The 20,675-nt window shown below is 61.3% G+C and carries 18 protein-coding genes; 10 read left to right on the forward strand and 8 right to left on the reverse strand.

Annotation, left to right across the window (positions count from 1 at the left end; all coding sequences use genetic code 11):
* Window positions 1–118: 118 nt before the first annotated feature.
* From ACO079_RS10840 to ACO079_RS10875, 8 genes are all read left to right on the forward strand, one after another.
* On the forward strand, window positions 119–406 hold the full coding sequence (locus tag ACO079_RS10840) for an integration host factor subunit beta (RefSeq protein ID WP_421789941.1): 288 nt from the start codon (window positions 119–121) through the stop codon (window positions 404–406).
* A 15-nt stretch (window positions 407–421) separates the two neighbouring features.
* On the forward strand, window positions 422–1,051 hold the full coding sequence (locus tag ACO079_RS10845; RefSeq protein ID WP_421789943.1) for a phosphoribosylanthranilate isomerase: 630 nt from the start codon (window positions 422–424) through the stop codon (window positions 1,049–1,051).
* Window positions 1,052–1,198: 147 nt separating this feature from the next.
* Window positions 1,199–2,413, forward strand: a complete 1,215-nt coding sequence (trpB, locus tag ACO079_RS10850; protein WP_421789945.1) for a tryptophan synthase subunit beta — start codon at window positions 1,199–1,201, stop codon at window positions 2,411–2,413.
* Entirely contained in the window at window positions 2,410–3,021 is a 612-nt protein-coding gene (locus tag ACO079_RS10855) for a hypothetical protein (RefSeq protein ID WP_421789947.1), read from the forward strand. Before trpB ends, ACO079_RS10855 begins: the two co-directional genes overlap by 4 nt.
* The gene (gene trpA, locus ACO079_RS10860; protein ID WP_421789949.1) at window positions 3,018–3,803 is read left to right on the forward strand and encodes a tryptophan synthase subunit alpha; all 786 of its coding nucleotides are present in this window, start codon (window positions 3,018–3,020) and stop codon (window positions 3,801–3,803) included. Before ACO079_RS10855 ends, trpA begins: the two co-directional genes overlap by 4 nt.
* Window positions 3,804–3,814: 11 nt before the next feature.
* Entirely contained in the window at window positions 3,815–4,729 is a 915-nt protein-coding gene (gene accD / locus ACO079_RS10865; RefSeq protein ID WP_421789951.1) for an acetyl-CoA carboxylase, carboxyltransferase subunit beta, read from the forward strand.
* The gene (locus ACO079_RS10870; RefSeq protein ID WP_421789953.1) at window positions 4,716–6,032 is read left to right on the forward strand and encodes a bifunctional folylpolyglutamate synthase/dihydrofolate synthase; all 1,317 of its coding nucleotides are present in this window, start codon (window positions 4,716–4,718) and stop codon (window positions 6,030–6,032) included. Before accD ends, ACO079_RS10870 begins: the two co-directional genes overlap by 14 nt.
* An 11-nt stretch (window positions 6,033–6,043) precedes the next feature.
* A complete protein-coding gene (locus tag ACO079_RS10875) occupies window positions 6,044–6,613 on the forward strand; it encodes an alpha-ketoglutarate-dependent dioxygenase AlkB (protein WP_421789955.1) in 570 nt (189 codons plus the stop codon).
* A gap of 53 nt (window positions 6,614–6,666) precedes the next feature.
* On the opposite strand, the gene trxA is transcribed toward ACO079_RS10875, so the two are convergent.
* The 7 genes from trxA to tsaE form a co-directional block, all read right to left on the reverse strand.
* Window positions 6,667–7,002 carry a thioredoxin gene (trxA, locus tag ACO079_RS10880; RefSeq protein WP_421789956.1) on the reverse strand — a complete coding sequence of 112 codons (336 nt, stop codon included), beginning with the start codon at window positions 7,000–7,002 and terminating at the stop codon, window positions 6,667–6,669.
* A gap of 81 nt (window positions 7,003–7,083) precedes the next feature.
* Window positions 7,084–8,043 carry a PD-(D/E)XK nuclease family protein gene (locus ACO079_RS10885; RefSeq protein ID WP_421789958.1) on the reverse strand — a complete coding sequence of 320 codons (960 nt, stop codon included), beginning with the start codon at window positions 8,041–8,043 and terminating at the stop codon, window positions 7,084–7,086.
* Entirely contained in the window at window positions 8,040–10,655 is a 2,616-nt protein-coding gene (locus ACO079_RS10890; protein WP_421789960.1) for a UvrD-helicase domain-containing protein, read from the reverse strand. The genes ACO079_RS10885 and ACO079_RS10890 overlap by 4 nt, the downstream gene beginning before the upstream one ends.
* Window positions 10,652–13,666, reverse strand: coding sequence for a double-strand break repair protein AddB (gene addB, locus ACO079_RS10895; protein ID WP_421789962.1), 3,015 nt, complete (start codon window positions 13,664–13,666; stop codon window positions 10,652–10,654). Before addB ends, ACO079_RS10890 begins: the two co-directional genes overlap by 4 nt.
* Window positions 13,663–14,373, reverse strand: a complete 711-nt coding sequence (locus ACO079_RS10900) for a nucleotidyltransferase family protein (RefSeq protein ID WP_421789964.1) — start codon at window positions 14,371–14,373, stop codon at window positions 13,663–13,665. Before ACO079_RS10900 ends, addB begins: the two co-directional genes overlap by 4 nt.
* Window positions 14,370–15,464 carry an aminoglycoside phosphotransferase family protein gene (locus ACO079_RS10905; RefSeq protein ID WP_421789966.1) on the reverse strand — a complete coding sequence of 365 codons (1,095 nt, stop codon included), beginning with the start codon at window positions 15,462–15,464 and terminating at the stop codon, window positions 14,370–14,372. Before ACO079_RS10905 ends, ACO079_RS10900 begins: the two co-directional genes overlap by 4 nt.
* Window positions 15,457–15,915, reverse strand: coding sequence for a tRNA (adenosine(37)-N6)-threonylcarbamoyltransferase complex ATPase subunit type 1 TsaE (gene tsaE, locus ACO079_RS10910; RefSeq protein WP_421789968.1), 459 nt, complete (start codon window positions 15,913–15,915; stop codon window positions 15,457–15,459). Before tsaE ends, ACO079_RS10905 begins: the two co-directional genes overlap by 8 nt.
* A 106-nt stretch (window positions 15,916–16,021) precedes the next feature.
* Here tsaE and ACO079_RS10915 point away from each other — a divergent pair, with 106 nt between their 5' ends.
* The gene (locus ACO079_RS10915) at window positions 16,022–16,342 is read left to right on the forward strand and encodes a 2Fe-2S iron-sulfur cluster-binding protein (protein WP_421789970.1); all 321 of its coding nucleotides are present in this window, start codon (window positions 16,022–16,024) and stop codon (window positions 16,340–16,342) included.
* Here ACO079_RS10915 and ACO079_RS10920 read toward each other — a convergent pair.
* Window positions 16,339–18,855 (reverse strand): ATP-binding protein, encoded by a 2,517-nt coding sequence (locus tag ACO079_RS10920; protein ID WP_421789972.1) that lies wholly within the window; start codon window positions 18,853–18,855, stop codon window positions 16,339–16,341. The genes ACO079_RS10915 and ACO079_RS10920 overlap by 4 nt on opposite strands.
* Window positions 18,856–19,027: 172 nt before the next feature.
* Between ACO079_RS10920 and ACO079_RS10925 the strand changes: the two genes are divergently transcribed.
* On the forward strand, window positions 19,028–20,524 hold the full coding sequence (locus ACO079_RS10925; RefSeq protein ID WP_421789973.1) for a CoA-acylating methylmalonate-semialdehyde dehydrogenase: 1,497 nt from the start codon (window positions 19,028–19,030) through the stop codon (window positions 20,522–20,524).
* Window positions 20,525–20,675: the final 151 nt, after the last annotated feature.

The following is a 20,675-nucleotide window of genomic DNA, read 5'->3' on the forward strand; positions in this document are numbered from 1 at the left end:
TCTGCAGAAATCGGGGCCGGACCTGCAAAGGTTCGGCCCTTTTTCTATTTAACCGCATTGACTCTATGGCCTTCGCTGGCGCACGTTACGCCCCGGCTGCGCGCGAGGGGATATGCCCATGATCAAGTCGGAACTCATTGCCAAACTGGCAGAGGAAAATCCGAACCTGTTCCAGCGGGATGTTGAACGCGTCGTTAACGCCGTCTTTGATGAGATTGGTGATGCCCTGGCCGGCGGTGACCGGGTGGAACTGCGCGGCTTTGGCGCATTCTCCGTGCGTCATCGCAAGGCGCGCGATGGCCGCAATCCGCGCACGGGCGAGTCGGTTTCGGTGAAAGACAAATTCGTGCCCTTCTTTAAGACGGGTAAGGAATTGCGCGAGCGGGTCGACGCCTCGGCCAAATAGTCTAACTGCCCTGACATGACGGATATCAAATTCTGCGGCCTGCGGACGCCTCAAGATGTGTCTGAAGCGGTTCGTCTCGGCGCGCGCTGGGTGGGCCTGGTGCATTTTCCGCCAAGCCCCCGCCATATTAAGCCGTCAAAGGTGGACCACCTGATTGCGTTGAAGGGCGAAGCAGAGAGTGTCGCTGTTCTGGTCGATCCCGATGACGCGTTGATCGACGCCGCAAATGCCGCCGGGCATGACTGGCTACAGCTGCACGGCCAGGAAACACCGGATCGCGTCGCCGAAGTGAAAGCACGGACTGGATTGCGGGTGATCAAAGCGCTGCCGGTTGCCGAAGCCGCGGATATGGACGCTGCCAAGGCATTTGACGGCATCGCGGATATGATCTTGTTTGATGCCAAACCGCCCCAAGGCGCAGACCGTCCCGGCGGCTGGGGTGAGGGCTATGATTATGGCCTGCTGAAATCGCTGAGAATTTCCACGCCCTGGCTCTTGTCTGGCGGGCTGCACGCGCACAATGTCCGCGCCGCTGTGAAAGCCTCGGGCGCAATGGCGGTGGATGTTTCCTCCGGCATTGAACGCGCGCCGGGTGTAAAGTCAGCGACAAAAATGGCGGCCTTCGCCGCAGCGTTGAGAGATTAGAGTGACGAGATACGAACGCGCAGATGTCTCCCCCTGTTTGCGGGGGGAGTGTCCCGAAGGGACGAGGGGGGCGAATACTGCGCTAGCCCCCTCCGTCAGCTTCGCTGCCACCTCCCCCGTGAACGGGGGAGGACAAGGATCGCTGCTATGACCGCAAAACCAAACGCCTTTTCCCAATACCCCGATGCCAATGGCCGTTTTGGCGAATTTGGCGGGCGCTATGTGGCTGAAACCCTGATGCCGAACATTCTGGCACTGGAAAAAGCCTATGAGGAAGCCAAGGCCGATCCGGCTTTTGCCGCCGAGTTCGAGGATTTTTCGAAACACTATGTCGGCCGGCCCAGCCCGCTTTATTTCGCCGAGCGCCTGACCGAAGCATTCGGTGGCGCGCAAATCTGGCTCAAGCGCGACGAGCTGAACCATACCGGCGCGCACAAGATCAATAATTGCCTGGGTCAGGTCCTGCTGGCGCGTCGCATGGGCAAGACGCGCATCATTGCCGAAACCGGCGCGGGTCAGCATGGCGTGGCAACAGCCACCGTCGCGGCGCGCTTTGGTTTGCCCTGTGAAGTCTTCATGGGCGCAACCGATGTGGAGCGTCAGGCGCCGAACGTCTTCCGCATGAAACTGCTGGGCGCAAAGGTTCACGCCGTTTCGTCCGGACGCGGCACGTTGAAAGACGCGATGAATGAAGCCCTGCGTGACTGGGTCACCTATCCCGATGAGACCTTCTACGTCATCGGTACGGTGGCCGGTCCGCACCCCTATCCGGCCATGGTCCGCGATTTCCAGTCTGTCATCGGCCGTGAAGCGCGGGAACAGATGCTGGAGCGGATCGGAAGACTGCCCGATGCTGCCATCGCCTGCATCGGGGGCGGATCCAATGCGATGGGCTTATTCCACCCCTTCCTGGAAGACGAAGGTGTGCGCCTGATTGGCGTGGAAGCCGCCGGCAAGGGCCTGGATACGCCCGATCATGCCGCCAGCCTGAATGGCGGCGAGCCGGGCATTCTGCATGGCAACAAGACCTATCTGTTACAGGACGTGGACGGCCAGATCATTGAAGGCCATTCCATTTCCGCCGGGTTGGATTATCCCGGCATCGGCCCGGAGCACGCCTTCCTGCATGATGTAAAACGCGCCGAATATGTCTCGGCCACCGACGAGGAAGCGCTGGAAATGTTCCAGCTCTGCTCGAAACTGGAAGGCATCATCCCGGCTCTGGAACCCGCTCATGCGCTCGCCCGCGTCCGCGATCTCGCCAAAGAGCTGGATCCCGACGGTGTGATTCTGATGAATATGTGCGGCCGCGGCGATAAGGATGTGCCGCAAGTCGCACGGATGCTGGGGGTGGAGGTATGAACCGTTTGAAATTTCTCATTTTCTTGTTGTTGGTAGCTATGCTCTCAGCTTGCGCAACAACAACCTCACTTCCGATCGCGGCATATAGCCCCGAAAGTACAGGTGCCCCTCGTGCTGCCAGCTTTAACGTCATCGTAACCGCAACACCAATGACGGAACGGCGCAGGCCCAGTGTGTACAACGAGATTCAACCAGTTCAGATTGATCTGCAACCGTCATTTTTTGCTGTCATCGAGCAAGATCTGACTGCCATTCTGGCGGAACACCTGAATGGGTCCGAGGATGGAGTACTTATTAGAGCAACGGTGCGAGACGGCACTGTTTATCAGCTCCGCAACCCGGCTGAGAACTTACCATTCGTTGGATTGGCAACGGTCAACCGCAACCGGTTGATTGTGGCTAATGTAGAAATTTTATTCGAAGTAGAACGCAATGGCATTGTCGAGAATACATTTCCTTTCGAACATACGGTCGAGGTTCGTGGGAGCATGGCAACTCTCGATCTCATGGCTGAAAGCGTTGCAACAGCCATTGAGGCGTTGCGGGACGAAGGGTGGCCACGTATCGAATCCGAGTTCCTAGAACGATATATCGAAGCCGCCCAATGAACCGCCTCACTACGACATTTGCCGCGTTGAAAACCGAAAACCGGGCCGGGTTTGTCGCCTATATTATGGCGGGCGATGGCGAGACGGCCGATTTGCTCGACCAGATGCCCGCGGCTGGCGCCGATGTGATCGAGCTGGGCATGCCCTTTACCGATCCGATGGCCGATGGCCCGGCGATTCAGGCGGCCGCTTTGCGGTCGCTGGAAAACGGCATGACGCTGAACGGCACGCTGGCGCTGGCCAAACAGTTTCGCGCCAAACACCCGGATACGCCTTTGGTGCTGATGGGTTATGCCAATCCGATCCATCATATGGGCTTTAAAGCTTTTGCCCTGGCCGCGTCTGACGCCGGTGTGGACGGGTTGATCTGTGTGGATTTGCCGCCGGAGGAAGACACCGAATTGCGCGAAGCTCTGGCGGCGGAGAACATCTCCATCATCCGGCTGGCCACGCCCACCACGAATGAGGATCGCTTGAAGGCCGTGACCGAAAGCTCGTCCGGCTTTGTCTATTATGTCTCCACCACGGGTGTGACCGGGATGGGACGCGGGGCCGCCACCGATGTGGCAGAAGCCGTCAAGCGCGTACAGTCGGCTTCTGGCCTGCCTGTGGCGGTGGGGTTTGGCGTGAAAACGCCTGAACAGGCGGCGGAAATTGCCTCTGGTGGTGCCGATGCCGTGGTCGTTGGCAGTGCGATTGTGAGCGCAAACCATGACGGCGGCACGGAAAATGCGCTAGAAACCGTCCGGACATTATCAGCAGCCGTACGCGCTGCGCCGTAAACAGGATTGCCATGAGCTGGCTGGAACGCATCACGCCCCCGGGTGTCTCAAGAATGTTCGCCAAGCGCGACACGCCGGAAAACCTCTGGGTGAAATGCCCGATCTCCGGCGAGATGGTCTTTCACAAAGATCTGGAAGCGGGGCAGTTTGTGACGCCTGCGGGCCACCACATGCGCATCGGCCCGGATCATCGTTTCAAGTTCACCTTTGATGGCGATTGGAAAACACTGGACACACCGGAAGTTCCGAAGGACCCGCTGAAATTCAAGGACGACAAGGCCTATACGTCACGTCTGTCAGCCGCCCGCAAGAAGACCGGGCGCGAAGATGCCATGGCGATTGGCCAGGGCTCCATTGGCGGCGTGCCCACGACGGTGCTGGTGCAGGATTTTGCTTTCATGGGCGGCTCGCTGGGCATGGCGGCAGGCGAAGCCTTCATCACCGCCGCAGAAGCCGCGCTGAAAGATCGCACGCCTCTGATTGCGTTTACCGCAGCCGGCGGTGCGCGCATGCAGGAAGGGTGTCTCTCCCTGATGCAGATGCCGCGTACCACTCTGGCCATTCAGGATCTGAATGAGGCGGGCCTGCCCTATATCGTCGTCCTCACCGACCCGACCACGGGCGGTGTGACCGCGTCTTATGCCATGCTGGGTGATGTTCATATCGCCGAACCCGGCGCGATGATCGGCTTTGCTGGCCGCCGGGTGATCGAGCAAACGATCCGCGAAAAACTGCCGGAAGATTTCCAGACCGCCGAATATGTCCTCGAAAAAGGCATGATCGACCGCGTCGTCCATCGCCGCGAATTGCGCGACGTGCTGGGCCGCATGCTGCGTACGCTGATGAAGCGGGGCGGCTCCAATACACCGGTCATTCGTCAGGACACACCGCCGGTGGACGTCGCTGGAGACAATGCCAGCGCCTGACGCGTTGCAGCCGGTCCTCGACCGGCTCGCTGCGCTGCACCCAAAGAAGATCGACCTCTCGCTGGGCCGGATGACGGCCTTGCTGGACAAGCTCGGCAATCCGCAGGACCGCTTGCCGCCGGTCATCCATGTTGCCGGAACGAACGGTAAAGGCTCGGCCTGCGCCTATCTGCGCGCCATCGCCGAAGCGTCTGGCGAGCGGGCGCATCTCTACACCTCGCCACACCTGGTGCGCTTTAATGAACGCATCGTGCTCGCGGGAGAAGCGGTGGACGACGCCCGCCTGAAGGATGCCTTCGACCGCTGCGAAGCGGCGAATGGCAATGAACCCATCACCTTCTTCGAGATTACAACGGCTGCCGCTTTCCTCTTGTTTGCAGAATCACCCGCCGATCGCCTGATCCTGGAAGTGGGCCTTGGCGGGCGGCTGGATGCCACCAATGTCCTGCCCAAACCGCAGGTCACAGCGATTACGCCGGTCAGCCTGGACCATGCCGAATTTCTCGGCTCGGACATTGCCGGAATAGCTGGCGAAAAAGCCGGCATCCTCAAGAAAGGCGTACCGGCCATCATTGGCCCGCAGCGCCCGGAGGCGGAAGGCCGGATTGCCGCGATTGGGAATGCGATTGGAGCGCCCTTACAACACTGGGGTCGCGATTATCGCGCCTGGAGTGAGCAGGGGCGGCTGGTCTTTGAAGAAGAAAACCTGCTCTGGGATCTACCGCGACCGGCTTTGGTTGGCGAACATCAGATCATCAATGCGGGCATCGCCGTCGCAGTGGCGCGTGCTGCGGGATATGAGGAAGACGTCGTCCGTAAGGGGTTGAAATCCGTCACCTGGCCAGCGCGCTTACAGCGCCTCTCTGAGGGCCCGGTCGTAGAAGCGGCAGGAGACGCCGAAATCTGGCTCGATGGCGGGCATAATGAAGCCGCCGGGCAGGCTCTGGCCCGTGCCATGGCCGATCTGGAAGCCCGCGCGCCGCGCCCGCTCATGCTGATCTGCGCCATGTCACCGAACAAGGATGGCACAGCCTTCCTCTCCCATTTCGCCGGGCTTGCGCGCCGGGTGCAGACGATTGGGTTTGATGGAGGTCGCGGCGGTTCCCTGAAGCCGGAAGACCTTGCTGCAGCCGCCCGCAAGGCGGGCCTCGTCGCCGAAGCCAATGCCGATCTTTTCTCCGCTATTGCCGATGCCATCCGCGATGAACCAGTGCCGCGCATCCTCATTTGTGGGTCGCTCTATCTGGCGGGAGAGGTTTTGGGCCTCACCCAGGGCGTGACACCGCATTCAACCAGTGGTTAGTTTTGCGCCTCATGGCGCAGGAAACCCTTCCACCCGGCGCATCGCTATCCTCGGAGATCATCTCAACCCGCAAGGCTGAGGGGCTCAACGACTGGATCGATGCCCAACCCTGGCGAACCGATCTGAAACGCCGGACCCAACATTATGGCTGGCGGTATGATTATCGCGCGAGAAGCGTGAACGCGGCAGACTATCTTGGTCCCCTCCCTGATATCTTTGAGCCGCTTCTCTCTTTGCCAGCGCTCGAAGCGGCCTTCGGCCGGACGCCGGACCAGATCATCAGCAATGAATATCTGCCGGGTCAGGGCATCTCGGCGCATGTGGATTGCGAACCCTGTTTCGGACGCGTCATTGCCTCGCTCAGCCTTGGCAGTGCAGCAGAAATGGTATTCCGGCATCGGGTGACTGGAGAGCGCCGCGCCGCTATTCTCGAACCCCGCAGCCTGCTCATTCTGACCGGCTCAGCGCGCTATGATTGGACGCATGAAATTCCGGCCCGCAAGATCGATGTGATCGATGGCGAGCGCATCCCGCGCTCCCGCAGGATTTCGCTGACCTTCCGCACGGTGAACCGGGAATAGAAAAAGGGCCCGCCGATCTGGCGAGCCCCTTCAATTTCAGAATTTGGATCGGCTTAGGCCGCTGCGGAGACCAGCGACTCTTTGATCCATTCTTCGATCTTACCCTTGGCCATGGCGCCAATCTTCGTGGAAGTCACTTCACCGCCACGGAAAATCATCAGCGTCGGGATGCCCCGCACGCCATATTTGCCGGGCGTCATCGTATTTTCGTCGATATTGACCTTGGCAATCGTGATCTCGTCAGACATTTCAGAAGCGAGGTCTTCCAGCGCCGGGCCGATCTGCTTACACGGGCCGCACCATTCCGCCCAGAAGTCCACCAGGACCGGCTTGTCGGAATTTAGAACATCGGCTTCGAACGAGTCGTCACTGACCGCTATGGTCGACATCGCAACTCTCCTTGTCTTTTGCGAATCCCGGGAAATCGGAATTCTCATCGAGGCGTCACCTAGGAAGCCGGACGCGGAACGTCAAGCATTGACACCTGAGACGAGCGCCCGCGCCATCGATTCGTCACTCAATTCCATCAGGCGCAGACCATCCGTCCATAACAACAGGCAGCGGACATTCTTATCCGGGTGAATAGCCTTCAGAAGCGCCTGATAGGCGGCCATCTGGGCCAGATAAAGGCGTGGCACGTCTTTCGCGTCGGTGGGCGGCGGGCGATTGGTTTTATAATCCACGATCAGAACATCGTGATCGGTGACCACCAGCCGGTCGACCTGACCATTGAGCACCATATCTTCCGGCAATCCCGGCGCGGAGCCTGTCAGGGAGACTTCCGCCAGGCTGCCCGGCCCGAAAACGGCACTGAAATCGGGATGGCTGAGCACCGCCAGCGTTTCCTCGGCGATCTGGTCAATCGTTTCCGGCGTCAGATCGGCTTGCGCCTCCAGATAGGCGCGCGCCGCTTCCGCGCGCCGGTCCTCTGCCAGGTCGGGCAGCGTTTCCAGCAGTTTGTGGATCAGCGACCCACGCCGGAATCGCTTTCCATCATCCAGAACCAGCGGAGATAAAACCGGTGGCTCAGCGTCTTCCGCAAAATGTGAGGGCGCAACCGTGCGGGCCGTCCGCACCTCGTCTTCAGCTTCCGTCAGAGCCCACTCTGGAGGGGTGATAGAGCGCTCAACGTCTTCAGACCGCCCCAGCCTCTCCGGCCTCTGACCGAAAAACCGCCCCGTCAACGTCTCGCCTTCTGCACTCGAGACAGGCGTGTCCATCTCGGACCAGGCTTCGCCATTCCATAGCGCTGCAAGCCGCCCATACCAGCTGCGCTCGGCCACGCTGCCCTCTCCCCGCCCGCGATTCCAGCCGCAGACCAGCAAGCGGTCGCTGGCGCGTGTCAGCGCCACATATAAGAGGCGCGCATGCTCGCCTTCTGCGCGCGCTTTGTCGGCCTCCAACAAGTTTTCAAAGAGTTCTGGCGTCACCGCGCCACCCGGGGCCCAGACAATGCCGTGCTCCGCGGTGAAATAAAGCCGCCGGTCACCGCGCACCATCGGCGCATGGGTGGTATCAGGCAGGATAACAATCGGCGCTTCAGCCCTTTCGAGCCGTGCACTGTCATGACGCGAACCTCGCCCCGGCCTTCATCCATTTCCCGCTTGATCTCGCCCGAGCCGGCCTTCATTGCCGCCACAAAGCCATGCAGTGACGCGTGATTTTGTTGTTCAAACACAATCGCGCGGGCCAGAAACTCCTCGACCGGATCGCGCGCCTCCTCGCCCAGCCGGGCAAACAGGCGCTTCTGCCGGGTTTCTCCCGTGGCCGAGCGCTCATTCAGGAAATCTGCGAAAAAGCCAAAGACACCGGCGGTCTCGATCCGGTTGCGCGCGCGTTCAATAGCGGTTTTGGCCTCTTGCAGCGCCTCGCGCTGGCTGTCCTGCAGGCGCGACCACAAAGGTATGCGCTGTTTGCGCTCTCCGCGATTGTACGCCAGCGTGAAAAGCTCGTCTTCATCAATCGGTCGCGGGCCATCGACGGGATCAAAGAAAGGCGTCTTTAACAGCTCTGCCAGCTTCAAATCATCGAGCGGGTTTAGCGCGACTTCGGCCAGGTTGATCAGGTCCTGCACGGCCAGTTCATCCATCAAGACCATGCGGTCTGCCCCGGCCACGGGCACAGCACGCAGCTTGAGCTGCCGGATCAGCTCACGGAAAAACCCGCTGCGCCGGGCCACCAGCACCAGAATATCCTTGGGCCGGGCCGGTCGTCGCCCTCCGGTTTCTTCATCATGCACGCCATCGCCGTCATCGAGGATGCGGCGTATTTCGTCCGCGACCAGCCCGGCCAGCCGATGCGGGGCGCTGGCAGCGCTTTCCCGATCAACCGGCGCGGTCGGATCCGGATCTGTCTTATCGGGTATGCGCGGCAGGGAAGGCCATAGCTCGACCAGGCCGGGACGGCCGGTCCAGGCGGCATGATGGGTTTGATAGCGCTCGAAGGCTTCCGGTGCGGGGGCAAAGACGCCGGTTTCAGCCTCTTCTGGCAGGAATTTGACTTCCGGGGCTTGGGCCAGTGATTTGATCTCACCCAGCTGACGTTCTGGCTCAAAGGCCGCATCCACCGCCTCAAGAATTACCGGAGACGACCGGAAGGACACCGACAAGGCGGGTTGTTCAAACAATTGCCCGCTGGCCGCCGAGTCAGCCGCCACCTGTTCACCCCAGGCGAGGAATTGTTTCGGTTCTGCGCCCTGGAAGGAATAGATGGATTGCTTCTCGTCGCCGACGGTAAAAACTGTGCGCGTACGCTCGCGTTCAATGCCGCTGCCGGCGAAATACTCCTCAACCAGAGCCCCGATGACCTGCCATTGCTCCGGCGCGTTATCCTGCGCCTCATCAACCAATACATGATCGATCCCGGCATCCAGCTTGTAGCGGACCCAGTCTCGCGCACCGGAATCCCGCAAGAGCTGAACCGCGCGGGCGATCAAATCGGCATAATCCAGCCGGTGCCTTGATCGCAGCCCGGCCTCATAGCGCCGCAGGTATTCCGCGCTGATCAGCGTGGCGGCGTGAGAGGCCTCCACAAGATCGACACAAGCGAGCGTTTCGCGCAGCGCCAATACGCGTTCAGCCTCCGAAGCGAGTAAATCCGGTATCGCGGGAAAGGCGTCCCGGATAGCCTTCGTTACGAGGCTGGACCGGATTTTGCCCTTTTGAGTGAAATACGCCTGTCCCATTAACTCGAAAGCGGCTTGCCGGTCTGCCGATTCCAGCGCTTCCAGTAGAAAACCGGCGTTCTTCTGATCGGTGACCGACCCGGTTTGCATGGTCTCGGCCGCAGATTTCAGCGCCTCTATCGGTGTTCCGGTCCAACCGGCTTGCACAACGCTTTCCAGCGTGGCATCCGCGCTTAGGCCTAGCGTTTCCCGCAAACCGCGATCCAGCTCGCCGGCATCCTGCCGGTCCAGCATTTCGCTGAATTCAAGCCGTTTGACGGCTGCCATGCGCAAGATCAGATCCAGCGCATCCACGCTTCGCGCCGCCAGAAGTCGCAGCGCGGTATTCAGCTTTGCATCTTCCTGTGCGGCCAAGAGCAGTCCGCGTCGTGCGTCGCTGGAAATCTCACGCTGATCGGCATCATCCGCGACCTCGAAGCCCGGCGGCAGGCCGGCTTCCAACGGGAAGCGCTGCAAGAGCGACTGGCAAAAGGCGTGGATGGTTTGAACCGCCAGCCCGCCGGGCGTTTCCAGCGCGCGGGCAAACAGCTTGCGCGCTTGTGCCAGCTCATCCGCGCTGAAAGCCCCGCTCTCCTGATTGTAGAGCTCATTGAGCCGGGTGGTCAGATCGTCATCATCGGCGATCGACCAGCTCCCTAGCGTCGCAAACAGGCGCGATTTCATCTCGCCAGCGGCTGCCTTGGTATAGGTCAGGCAGAGAATTTTATCGGGCGCCGAACCGGAGAGCAGTAGACGTGCCACCCGATTGACCAGAACACGCGTCTTGCCGGACCCGGCATTGGCCTCCACATGGATGTGATGATCCGGCCGCGCGGCGAGGCCCTGCTGGGCGCTGGCCTGGTCGATGATGGCGCTCATCGTGCGCCTCCATCATTTTCATCCGCAGACGCCCATTCTGCTCGGCGGCTTAGCCGGTCATACGCGCCCCATTCATTCTCATACTGCGCAAAGATCTGCGCGCGATAGGGCGTTTGCCGATCGCGATAGCGTTTGATCAGGGCCGTCAGAATGCCTTCATACTGATCCGCCAGTTCTGCGGTCGAGACCGGGTCTTTCTTCGTGTCATTGATCTGGATCAGCTGTCCGGCCTCACGTCCGCCGGAGAGTTTCACATAAGTCAGATTGCCCGGCTCGGCGATTCCAGCCGCCTTAAATGCACCCGCGCGCAGCATGGCGGCTTCCAGCGGTGTTTGTGGTTCGAATCCGGCTTTTGTGGCAGCCGGTGTTGGAGAGCCCCCGGTCTTGTAATCGAGAATGTCCACAAGGCCATCGGGGCGTTGGTCCAGCCGGTCAGCCGTTCCCGTCAGGGTAAAGTCCATATCCGGCACCCGCCAGGTGCCAGAGCTTTCATGATCGATCGGTGTAAATCCGGAAGCGCGGCGCTGGGCCTCCCAGTCAAGGAACCAGATCGCCAGGCGTTCAAACCGGATCATCTCGGCCACAAGATCGGCCTCATCCATGCCAGCGCGTGCTGCTTCTTCGCGATAAAGGGCGCTCAGCTGTTCAAGTGAGTCCTTGGGCAAGGGCTGGTCATTGAGGGGCTCCAGAAAGCGTTCAATCGCTTTGTGAATGGCCGAACCACGCACAGCCGGCTGTGCGTCCCGGTCGAGATCATCAAGCGCCTCCAGGCCGAGAATGCGGCTGGCATAGATGGAATAGGGATCGCGGATCCAGTTGCGAATCTCGGTCACACGCAGGATATCCGGCCGGGCCTCCACTGGCGGGTACGGCAAGGGTTCCTCGATTGGGCGCGGATCGGGTGTATGATCCAGCCGGCTCGCCAAAGCGAGATAGTCAGTGTCGGCCTTCAGCGCCTTTTTGGCCCCTTCCTTTCCCAACGCCCCCTGAGCCAGCGTTTGTAGCCGCCACAGCCAGCGCGAGGCCACAGCCGGTGCGCCCTCCTGCCGTTCAGACCGGGTCAGGATCGCTTCCGGCGCGCTGGCCAGCTGGGCAAAATCATGGGCAGCCAGGCCCAGACGTTTTTCTCGCGGCGGCAGCCCCGCTTCTGTACGCATTCCGCGCGACATCCAGGGATCAATCCCCAGCCCGGCAGGCCAGATGCCTTCATTCAGTCCGGCCAGGATCACCCGATCGGCGGTCAGAAGCCGCGCTTCGATCGGTCCTAGCAGCCGCAGTCTTGGGTGCACCTTTCCGCGAGGGCGGACCGGCTGGGACTTCGCCAACGTCTCAAAGAGACCGGCATAATCCTTAAGGCGCATATCCGGCAGCATGTCCGATTCTGTGATCAGCTCACGGATAAGATCCGCTGCCGCGCTGCCCTCTTCCTTTGCCCACAGCACGTCTGCGCCCGGTTTCTGATCGGTTGCTGCGAGCGCCTCAGCGGCGAGCGCATGGGCGCGCGCCCATTCTGAAACCGGGCGGGCGTCGCCGGAAAGGGATTCAAGCTGATCGGCCAATTGATCAGCAATGGTTTGGTCGGATTTATGCTTCAACCGGTGGGTCACATCGCGGAAAGACCGTCCGGGCCGGGCGCCGCGAAGCGCTAAATCAATCTCGTCCAAATGCCGCTTGATCGATCCCCGGTTTTGCCCGAGCGCAAACAAGGGTGAAGACCAGAGCGCCACCAGAGGCGTAGCGGCGCCGGGGTCAGACGCAGCTTCCAGAATCAGGGAGAGAAAGCTGCCAGCGGGCGTTTGAGACAAGGGCCGGCCTGCGGAATCGTCCAGCCGCACCCCATATCCGCGCATCGCAGAAAGCACCCGGTCGGCGAGGCCGCGGTCAGGGGTGACCACCATGGCGGTCTTATTCGGCGTTTCCAGCGTCTCCCGCAGGGCGAGCGCTATGACGCGGGCTTCCATATCGGGGCCGGGCGCTTCGATTACAGAGAGACCGTCAAATCCCTGGGCAAGAAAGCCTTCACCCCACCCGCTTTCAATCTCATCAATTCGCGACAGCCAATCACTGGTTTCTTCTGCCGGCCGCAAGGCTTCCGCCAGAATCCGCTGCCGGGCCTGCCCGCGCGTATTGGCAGCCGCGCCGGGCCAGTCGCAAACATCCTCCCGTGCCAGGCCAATCCGCGCCAGAAAGGCCTGCATCGCCTGTTGCGGATGCTGGTCATCATCTTTCAGAGCCGCCCAAGCCTTGTCATCCATATTCCGGTCTAGGCCGGGCAGTACGACCGCGCCTTGCGGCAGGTGCGCGACTGCGGCCATCAAATCGGCCGCGGCGGGAATGGAGCCTGTGGAGCCTGCCACGATGATCGGGGCGTCCGGCGGCATCTCCCGCCACCGATCCGCCAGCGCGGCCAGAAGCGCCGAGCGCCTTTGTGCGGGATCGCTCAGTTTCAACTCCGCCAGACGTTTTGGCCAATAGGACAAAACGATGGAGACGAAATCCGCGGACTCTTTTAAATGATCCGGCAAGAGCGCGCGAATGCGCTCGCCCAGAGCGGAGACGTCGCCGGTTTCTTCCGTCCAGAGATCATCAATCAACGCCGCCAACGGCCCGGCCAGAGCAATCGCGCCGGGCGGGCTCATATCTCCGCCCTGTGAGGCATCTTTTTCCAGGATCAGCCGGGCCAGCTCAAAGCTGCGGCGGACAGGCGAGATTGCGGGCGGCGCGATCCGGGCCAGCTCTCCGGGCTCAAAGGGCGGGTCATCGGCATCCACATCACCAATCGGACGGATCAGCGGCAAGAGCGTCGCCTGATGCCCGTCTTCCAACCCGGTGAAGGCGGCAGCCAGGGCCCGCCCGGCGCGCCGGGTAGGTGTGAGCACAGTCACGCGCGCCAGCGATTCCGGTGTTTCGCCAAATTCGGCCTTCAGCGTTTCAGCCAGCAATTTCAGGAAGTCGGTCTGAGGCGGTGTCGTGAACACACGCGGATTGGCGGGAGCAAAAAGCGCGCTCATCCCAGCCGGGCCTCGGCCTCATCCCGCGCTGTCGGATCGCCGACATGCATCCAGAAAGCGTCCATCGCCAGCCCATAGACCCGCCCTTTTGCCAGCAGATCATCCCAGATCTGATTGGTCGAAAACGGCTCTGCCTTGTAATCCGCCAAAACCGCCGGATTAAGGATCTGGGTACCGGCATAAGCGAAGGGGGCCGTTTTGGCGTCACCCCTGCGGCGGATTTGACCGGTGTCCTCAAGGAAAAAGTCGCCCGCCCCGTCAAAACCTAATGCCGCATTCATGGGGGCGAGCAGGAGCAGAGCGTCCATCCTTTCGCCCTTCCACGCGGCTTTCAGGCGGTCGAGCTCTGGCGTGCCGCCTTCCTGCCAGATGGCATCAATGTTGGAGATAATAACGGGCGCCTCACCCAGCAGAGGTTGCGCTTTCACCAGGCCACCTCCGGTTTCCAGCAAGGCATCCGTTTCATCGGAGATATGAATTTCCGGCGCTCCAGACCGCGCTGACAGGTGCGCGCGCATCAAGTCCGCGAAATGATGGATGTTGACCACCGCACGTGAAAGACCCGCTGCCGCAAACCGGTCCAGCGCATGATCCAGCAGGGCTTTGCCGCCCACTTCGACCAAGGCTTTGGGCCGGTCGAGCGTCAATGGCCGCATCCGCGTGCCCAGGCCGGCGGCCATCGCCATGCCGGTAGTGATCCGGGTCATTTACGCGCCACCTCATCCAGCTCAGGAGCGAGATCATGAATCAGCGCCCTCACCTCTGAAAGGGCGGGATGCGAGATATCTGTGAGGAAATGCCGGGCGACGCGGGGCAGGAGGTCGAGATATTTCGGCTTTCCATCCCGAACCGCCAGCCGCACAAAGATCCCGAGAATCTTCGCATTCCGTTGCGCGCCCAGTACGGCATAGGCGGCGTCAAACGCGTCAGCGTCTGAAATATGGGCGACCTTCAGGAAGCGGGTTTTCATGGCTTGCGCCAGGTCCGCAGGAACATCCCGCCGAGCGTCTTCCAGCAGCGAGACGAGATCATAGGCCGGGTGCACAAAAAGCGCGTCCTGATAGTCAATCAGACCGGTGCGGGCCGGGCCTTGCCGATCCGGCAACCAGATCAGGTTTTCAGCGTGGTAATCCCGAAGCGCGAGGCCGGGCGCTTGCGTGTCCAGCGCGGCGAATGCGGAGCTCCAGACCCTGCGCCAGTCGCTGCGCAGGCCGTCGGAAACCGCACGCCCCAAATGCTTGCCGATAAACCAGTCAAGCAGGAGTTCCGTTTCCGCCAGCAGGGCCGGGCCGTCATAGTCCGTGATGTGCCACTCACCGCCATGCGCAGAGAGCTGGGCCGGGAAGCTGGACCGGTAAATCGCCGCCAGCGCATCGATGGCGTGTTGATAGAGGTTTTTTTCGTCCGCTCCTGCCGGGATTGCCCTTGCAAACAGATCATCGCCAAGATCTTCCAGTAGCAGGAAGCCGCCCGGCAAATCTGCCGCCAGAATGCGAGGCGCAGAAAACCCGCGCATGGTCAGCTCTTCGGTCAGACCGGCGAACGCCGCGAGGTTCGGGCCGGCCAGACGCGCCAGCGCATTATAGCCGAGCGCCGCCCGCTCGTCCGGCGTGGCATCCGGCGGACAGGCCGGAGCTTCGGCACCTGCCGGGGCGTCCATCAGCACCGCCGTTTGATCGCCATGAACCAACCGCCGATAGCTGCGCGTCGAGGCATCGCCCGGGAAACGCTGTTGCTCGGCGCTGGCCCAGCCGGCGTTTGTTAGAAACGCCTCGATCTGGCTTTCGCGCTCAGACATGATCCAGCCGGTCTCCCCAATCGCCGCTGAGAATAATCTCTGCGATTCGAGCCGCGCCGTCCTGCTTCAGGTGAAGATCGAGCCGCCGCTCTGGCAACCATCGTCCAAGCCTGCCCGGCCATTCAATCAGGCAGATCGCTTGCTCGAACGCATCGTCCAGACCGAGCTCGTCCAGCTCGGCGTCATCCTCGATGCGGTAGAGGTCTGCATGGGCCAGCCAGTCACCATTCTCGGTGTCATAGGACTGGATCAGCGTATAGGTCGGGCTGGGGGCATCGGTCACACCGGTTAAGGCCTCGATCACACCGCGCGCCAGCGTGGTTTTCCCCATGCCCAAATCGCCGTGCAGCAACACCACATCAGCGGGCTTCAACGCGCGCGCCAGCCGGGCACCCAGCTCATGTGTGGCGGCGGCATCAGGCAGCTTGAATGTGAGGGACGAAGCACTCATGCCCCCGGATTAGTGAAGCCAGCGGCACGCGGCAAGCACCCTCGTCTTGACTTTCACCGGTTCAAACGCCAATTCGCCCCCGTTCCCCCTTTTGGAGACAGTTCGCATGGCCAAGATCACCTATATCGAACATGACGGCACCCAGCACGAGATTGACGTCGCCGACGGTCTGACCGTCATGGAAGGCGCGATCCGAAACATGGTGCCGGGCATTGATGCCGATTGCGGTGGCGCGTGTGCCTGTGCAACCTGCCATGTCTATGTCGACGACGCCTGGCTGGGTAAAACCGGGGAGAAGACGGGCGTGGAAGAGTCCATGCTGGATTTTGCCACCGATGTTCAGGAAGGCTCTCGCCTGTCCTGCCAGATCAAGGTCTCTGCCGAGCTCGACGGTCTTGTCGTGCGCATGCCGGAATATCAGGGTTAGCCGTCAGCGGCGGCTTTCTCACCGTCCGGGCGCAACAGGCCGGTGAGATCCAGTTCCGGCGCGCCTTCGAGTTTCGCGATGATCGGCAAGTGGCACACAACCGTGGTGCCTTCCTCTGGCGTCGACGCAAGATCGACCCAGCCGCCATGCATCTCAATGATTTCTTTCACGAGTGCCAGGCCCAGACCAGCCCCCCCGCGTGAGCCGCGCTCGAAACGCTCAAACACGGTGGCCTGACGATCCGGATCAATACCTTCGCCGGTGTCGGCGACGGTCAGCGAGGCCTGATCCTCATCGTGTTTCACGGTGAGCGTAATCCGGCCATTCTTGGGCGTGTGCTTCAACGCGTTGGACAAGAGATTGACGGTGATCTGCCGGAGGCGCTTCGGGTCACCATTGATCAGCGCTTCGCCCGATGGCGCGTTCACCGCCAGACGCACTCCGGCATGTTCAGCTTTTGAAGCGAGCAATTCGACCGCATCCTGGACGACTTCTTTCAGATCGACATCCGTCGGATCGAGCTCCAGCTGTCCTGCATCAATGGCGGCGACATCAAGAATGTCGGTGACCATCTTTTCCAACTCGTCGGCAGCGGTCCGCACATAGCCGAGATAGTTTTGTTGCTGGTCATTCAGCTCTCCAGCAATGCCCTGCAGGATCATGTCGGAATAGCCGGTAATCGTCGTCAGAGGCGTGCGCAGCTGATAGCTGACATGCTCGACGAACTCGCCCTTGATCCGCTCGGATTCTTCCAGCGCTTCGGCGCGTTCGCGCAGCGCGCCCTCGATGCGCCGGCTATCGGTCACGTCCTGCCAGGCAATCAGCGTTGCGCCATCCGGCAGTGGACGCGACAGCCAGACCAGCGACTTGCCGTCTTCGCGCTGCATCTCGCCGGTCACATGGCGGCGCGCTTCCGGGCTCGGGTCGGTGACCCGCGCTTTCATGTCGCTCCAGACCTCCGGCGCATCGAACAGGGCAGCGCACTTTTCGGCCACCAGTTCCAGCTCCGGATTGCCGTCCAGCTCGGCGCTTTCCAGATTCCAAAGGGTCTCGAACTCGGAATTATGAAGGCGCAGCCGCCCGTCCGAACCAAACACGGCTACCGCCTCGTGCAGCTTGTCCAGCGTGGCGCGTTGCACATTGATCAGCGTGTTATAGCGGGCGCGAAGCGAGAGCTCGTCCGTCTTGTCTTCAAACACCAGCAGCAAGCCACCCAGCGGGTTGCGCTGCCGCGCGACGCGCAAGGTACGGCCATCCGGCAAATTCCACAGCTCGTCGGCGATCTCGGCATCCGGCGCATCGTCATAGCGCGCCAGCTCGTTTTTCTTCCAGGCGGCGTAATCAGCCTGTTCCGGGATTTTCCGGCCTTCGCGCATCCGGTCCAGCATTTCGCCGTGGCCGGGGCGCTGGTCGAGTAATTGCCGGTCTAGCCCGAACAATTCGTCAAAGGCCGTGTTGCGGAAGACAAGGTTTTGCCCGCGATCGAACACGGCAACGGCTTCAGCCAGCTGGTTCAACGTATCGTCAAACGCCCGGCGGAAGCGTATCAGCGCGGTCTTGGCTTCTTCCCCATCGGTGACATCCAGCGCAAAGCCGGCCGCGCCGCCGGAAATCGGGAAGCTGACCAGATCCAGCGCCCGGCGCGAACCGTCAACAACGACGGGTTTCAGAACTGACACCGCCTCGCCGGATTTCGCGGCCTCGGCAGCCAACTCTTTGATCACCGGTTCCAGTGCCACCTGTTTTTCCAGCACGGCTGCCGGGCCATCGGCCTCGACCGCTTTGGCATAGGCCGCATTCGCCCAGACGATCCGGCCGGACGCATTCATCCGCCAGGCGGGGTAGGGTGCGCGTTCCAGCGTATCGAGAATGGCGATCGGGTCGGCTTCCAGCTGGCGGCGGACTTCTTCCACCCGGCCCCGGGCTTCGGATTCTTCGAGACCCCGAATGGTGGCATCCGACAGCCAGACGACAATCTGGGTCCCGGCGGCGCGGGCATCGGCTTCCAGAAAGCGGCCTTCCGGGCCGATAATGGTCAGGGAAAACGGACGGCCATCACCAATCAGCTCGGCAAAGCGGCGGCGCAGCGTGGTGTCATCACCCGCAGCCGAGCGGGCTTCATAGTCAGCCACACCTTCCAGCAGCAGACCTGCCGGATCCGGGCCTTCGCTCGCCTCGGCGAATTTGAGCAAGCTGGCCAGCGCGCTGGGCGAGCCAAATATGCGCGGCTTGCCCCAACCCTCTAGCTTGCCATCCTCCAGCTCCGGGGCTTCATCCCACACCAGAACCAGGCCGGGAAAGGCGCCAAATACGCCATCGCCACGCGCGATCTTATCTTCCAATTCACGCGTGCGTTTGCGCCACAGGGCTTGTGCCGCCCGCGCGCCTGCGGTCAGCCGATAGGCCCAGAACCCCGCGCCAAGCGCGAAGATCACAGCCGCCAGCGTGACGGAGATCGAAACGATTTGCGTTATGTCCGGTCCGGCGGCTTGCATGCCGGGCAGATCCCCCATGATCTGTCGTGGGCGGATTGCGCCACCCCACAAAACGAATCACCACTCTACCCGCTTCGCGATTCCGTGGGGAGGGGGGAGTTTCCTGACACGTCATTTGACCTCTTCCCCCTCCCGCGCGATATGAGCGGCCAAGAGATCAACGCCTCTTGGATGGCGAGGGAGTTATGTGATGCGCGAGATCAATCATTTTATTGATGGCAAGAGCTTTACCGGCGGGACGGGCAAGTTCGGCGATGTGTTCAACCCGAATACGGGTGAGGTTCAGGCGCGCGTCCAGTTTGCCGATGAGGCCGAAGTCGCCCGCGCCATCGAAGGCGCCAAGAAGGGCCAGCGGGATTGGGCCGCCATGAACCCGCAGCGCCGCGCCCGTATTCTGATGAAATACAAGACGCTGGTTGAAGACGAGATGGAGTCGCTGGCCGAGCTTCTCTCCTCAGAGCATGGCAAGGTCATTGCCGATGCCAAGGGCGACATTATTCGCGGTCTGGAAGTCATCGAATTTGCCTGCGGCGTGCCGCACCTGTTGAAGGGCGAATACACCGAAAGCGCTGGCACCGGCATTGACGTTTATTCCATGCGCCAGCCGCTGGGCGTGGTGGCGGGCATTTCCCCGTTCAACTTCCCGGCCATGATCCCGATGTGGTTCATGGGCATGGCGCTGTCGACTGGCAATGCGCTGGTCCTGAAACCGTCCGAAAAAGATCCGTCCGTGCCGGTCCGTCTGGCGGAATTGTGGATGGAAGCGGGCCTGCCGGAAGGCGTTCTGCAAGTCGTGCATGGCGACAAGCAGGCCGTCGATGCCTTGTTGACCCATGAGGACATCAAGGCCGTTTCCTTTGTCGGCTCGTCTGACATTGCCCATTACATCGCGCGCACCTGCACCGAGCAGGGCAAGCGTTTCCAGGCCATGGGCGGAGCCAAGAACCACGGCATCATCATGCCGGATGCCGACATGGATCAGGTGGTCAATGACTTCCTGGGTGCCGCTTATGGCTCAGCTGGCGAGCGTTGCATGGCGCTTCCGGTCGCCGTTCCGGTGGGCCGCGACACTGCCGAGGAATTTGTCGGGCGCATGAAGGAAGAAGCGCAGAAACTGCGTGTGGGTGTCTCCACCGATCCGGAGGCCCATTACGGCCCGGTCGTCTCTGCCGCACACAAAGCCAATGTCGAGCGCTATATCGGCCTGGGCGCGGAAGAAGGCGCCGACATGCTGCTGGATGGCCGCGGCTTTTCCCTGCAAGGGCATGAAAACGGCTTCTTCATCGGTCCGACCCTGTTTGATAATGTCAAACCCGGCATGAAGTCCTATGACGAGGAAATCTTCGGACCGGTCCTGCAGGTCGTGCGCGCGGATAATCTGGAAGATGCGGCCGCCCTGCCCTCCAATCACCAATACGGAAATGGCGTGGCGATCTTTACCCGCAATGGTCTGGCGGCGCGCGAATTTGCCTCCAAGGTCCAGGTGGGCATGGTCGGCATCAATGTGCCCATCCCGGTGCCGGTGGCCTATCACTCCTTCGGCGGCTGGAAGCGCTCGGCCTTCACCGATACCAATCAGTACGGCACTGAAGGCGTGCGCTTCTTCACCAAGATCAAAACCGTCACACAGCGCTGGCCCACCGGCGATATCGGCGATCAGGCCTTTGTGATCCCGACAATGCAATAGGGGCCCAACCCCTCACCCTTGAAAGCCGTCCATTAACATGACCGACTTTCTCTCCCCCTCCCCTTTCAAAGGGGAGAGGGAAGAATGCGCGTTCACGAAGCGATAAGCATTCGGGTGAGGGGTTGAGGCTTGCCAGCCGGTGCCCTCTGAT

The sequence above is a fragment of the Hyphobacterium sp. genome (assembly GCF_965228115.1).
In the GTDB taxonomy this organism is placed as follows: Bacteria; Pseudomonadota; Alphaproteobacteria; order Caulobacterales; family Maricaulaceae; genus Hyphobacterium.

What these genes read in the sequence shown, in the direction of transcription:
- ACO079_RS10840 (WP_421789941.1), top strand. Translation starts at nt 119, where the DNA reads ATGATCAAGTCGGAACTCATTGCCAAACTGGCAGAGGAAAATCCGAAC.
- ACO079_RS10845 (WP_421789943.1), top strand. Translation starts at nt 422, where the DNA reads ATGACGGATATCAAATTCTGCGGCCTGCGGACGCCTCAAGATGTGTCT.
- trpB (WP_421789945.1), top strand. Translation starts at nt 1,199, where the DNA reads ATGACCGCAAAACCAAACGCCTTTTCCCAATACCCCGATGCCAATGGC.
- ACO079_RS10855 (WP_421789947.1), top strand. Translation starts at nt 2,410, where the DNA reads ATGAACCGTTTGAAATTTCTCATTTTCTTGTTGTTGGTAGCTATGCTC.
- trpA (WP_421789949.1), top strand. Translation starts at nt 3,018, where the DNA reads ATGAACCGCCTCACTACGACATTTGCCGCGTTGAAAACCGAAAACCGG.
- accD (WP_421789951.1), top strand. Translation starts at nt 3,815, where the DNA reads ATGAGCTGGCTGGAACGCATCACGCCCCCGGGTGTCTCAAGAATGTTC.
- ACO079_RS10870 (WP_421789953.1), top strand. Translation starts at nt 4,716, where the DNA reads ATGCCAGCGCCTGACGCGTTGCAGCCGGTCCTCGACCGGCTCGCTGCG.
- ACO079_RS10875 (WP_421789955.1), top strand. Translation starts at nt 6,044, where the DNA reads ATGGCGCAGGAAACCCTTCCACCCGGCGCATCGCTATCCTCGGAGATC.
- trxA (WP_421789956.1), bottom strand. Translation starts at nt 7,002, where the DNA reads ATGTCGACCATAGCGGTCAGTGACGACTCGTTCGAAGCCGATGTTCTA.
- ACO079_RS10890 (WP_421789960.1), bottom strand. Translation starts at nt 10,655, where the DNA reads ATGAGCGCCATCATCGACCAGGCCAGCGCCCAGCAGGGCCTCGCCGCG.
- addB (WP_421789962.1), bottom strand. Translation starts at nt 13,666, where the DNA reads ATGAGCGCGCTTTTTGCTCCCGCCAATCCGCGTGTGTTCACGACACCG.
- ACO079_RS10900 (WP_421789964.1), bottom strand. Translation starts at nt 14,373, where the DNA reads ATGACCCGGATCACTACCGGCATGGCGATGGCCGCCGGCCTGGGCACG.
- ACO079_RS10905 (WP_421789966.1), bottom strand. Translation starts at nt 15,464, where the DNA reads ATGTCTGAGCGCGAAAGCCAGATCGAGGCGTTTCTAACAAACGCCGGC.
- tsaE (WP_421789968.1), bottom strand. Translation starts at nt 15,915, where the DNA reads ATGAGTGCTTCGTCCCTCACATTCAAGCTGCCTGATGCCGCCGCCACA.
- ACO079_RS10915 (WP_421789970.1), top strand. Translation starts at nt 16,022, where the DNA reads ATGGCCAAGATCACCTATATCGAACATGACGGCACCCAGCACGAGATT.
- ACO079_RS10920 (WP_421789972.1), bottom strand. Translation starts at nt 18,855, where the DNA reads ATGGGGGATCTGCCCGGCATGCAAGCCGCCGGACCGGACATAACGCAA.
- ACO079_RS10925 (WP_421789973.1), top strand. Translation starts at nt 19,028, where the DNA reads ATGCGCGAGATCAATCATTTTATTGATGGCAAGAGCTTTACCGGCGGG.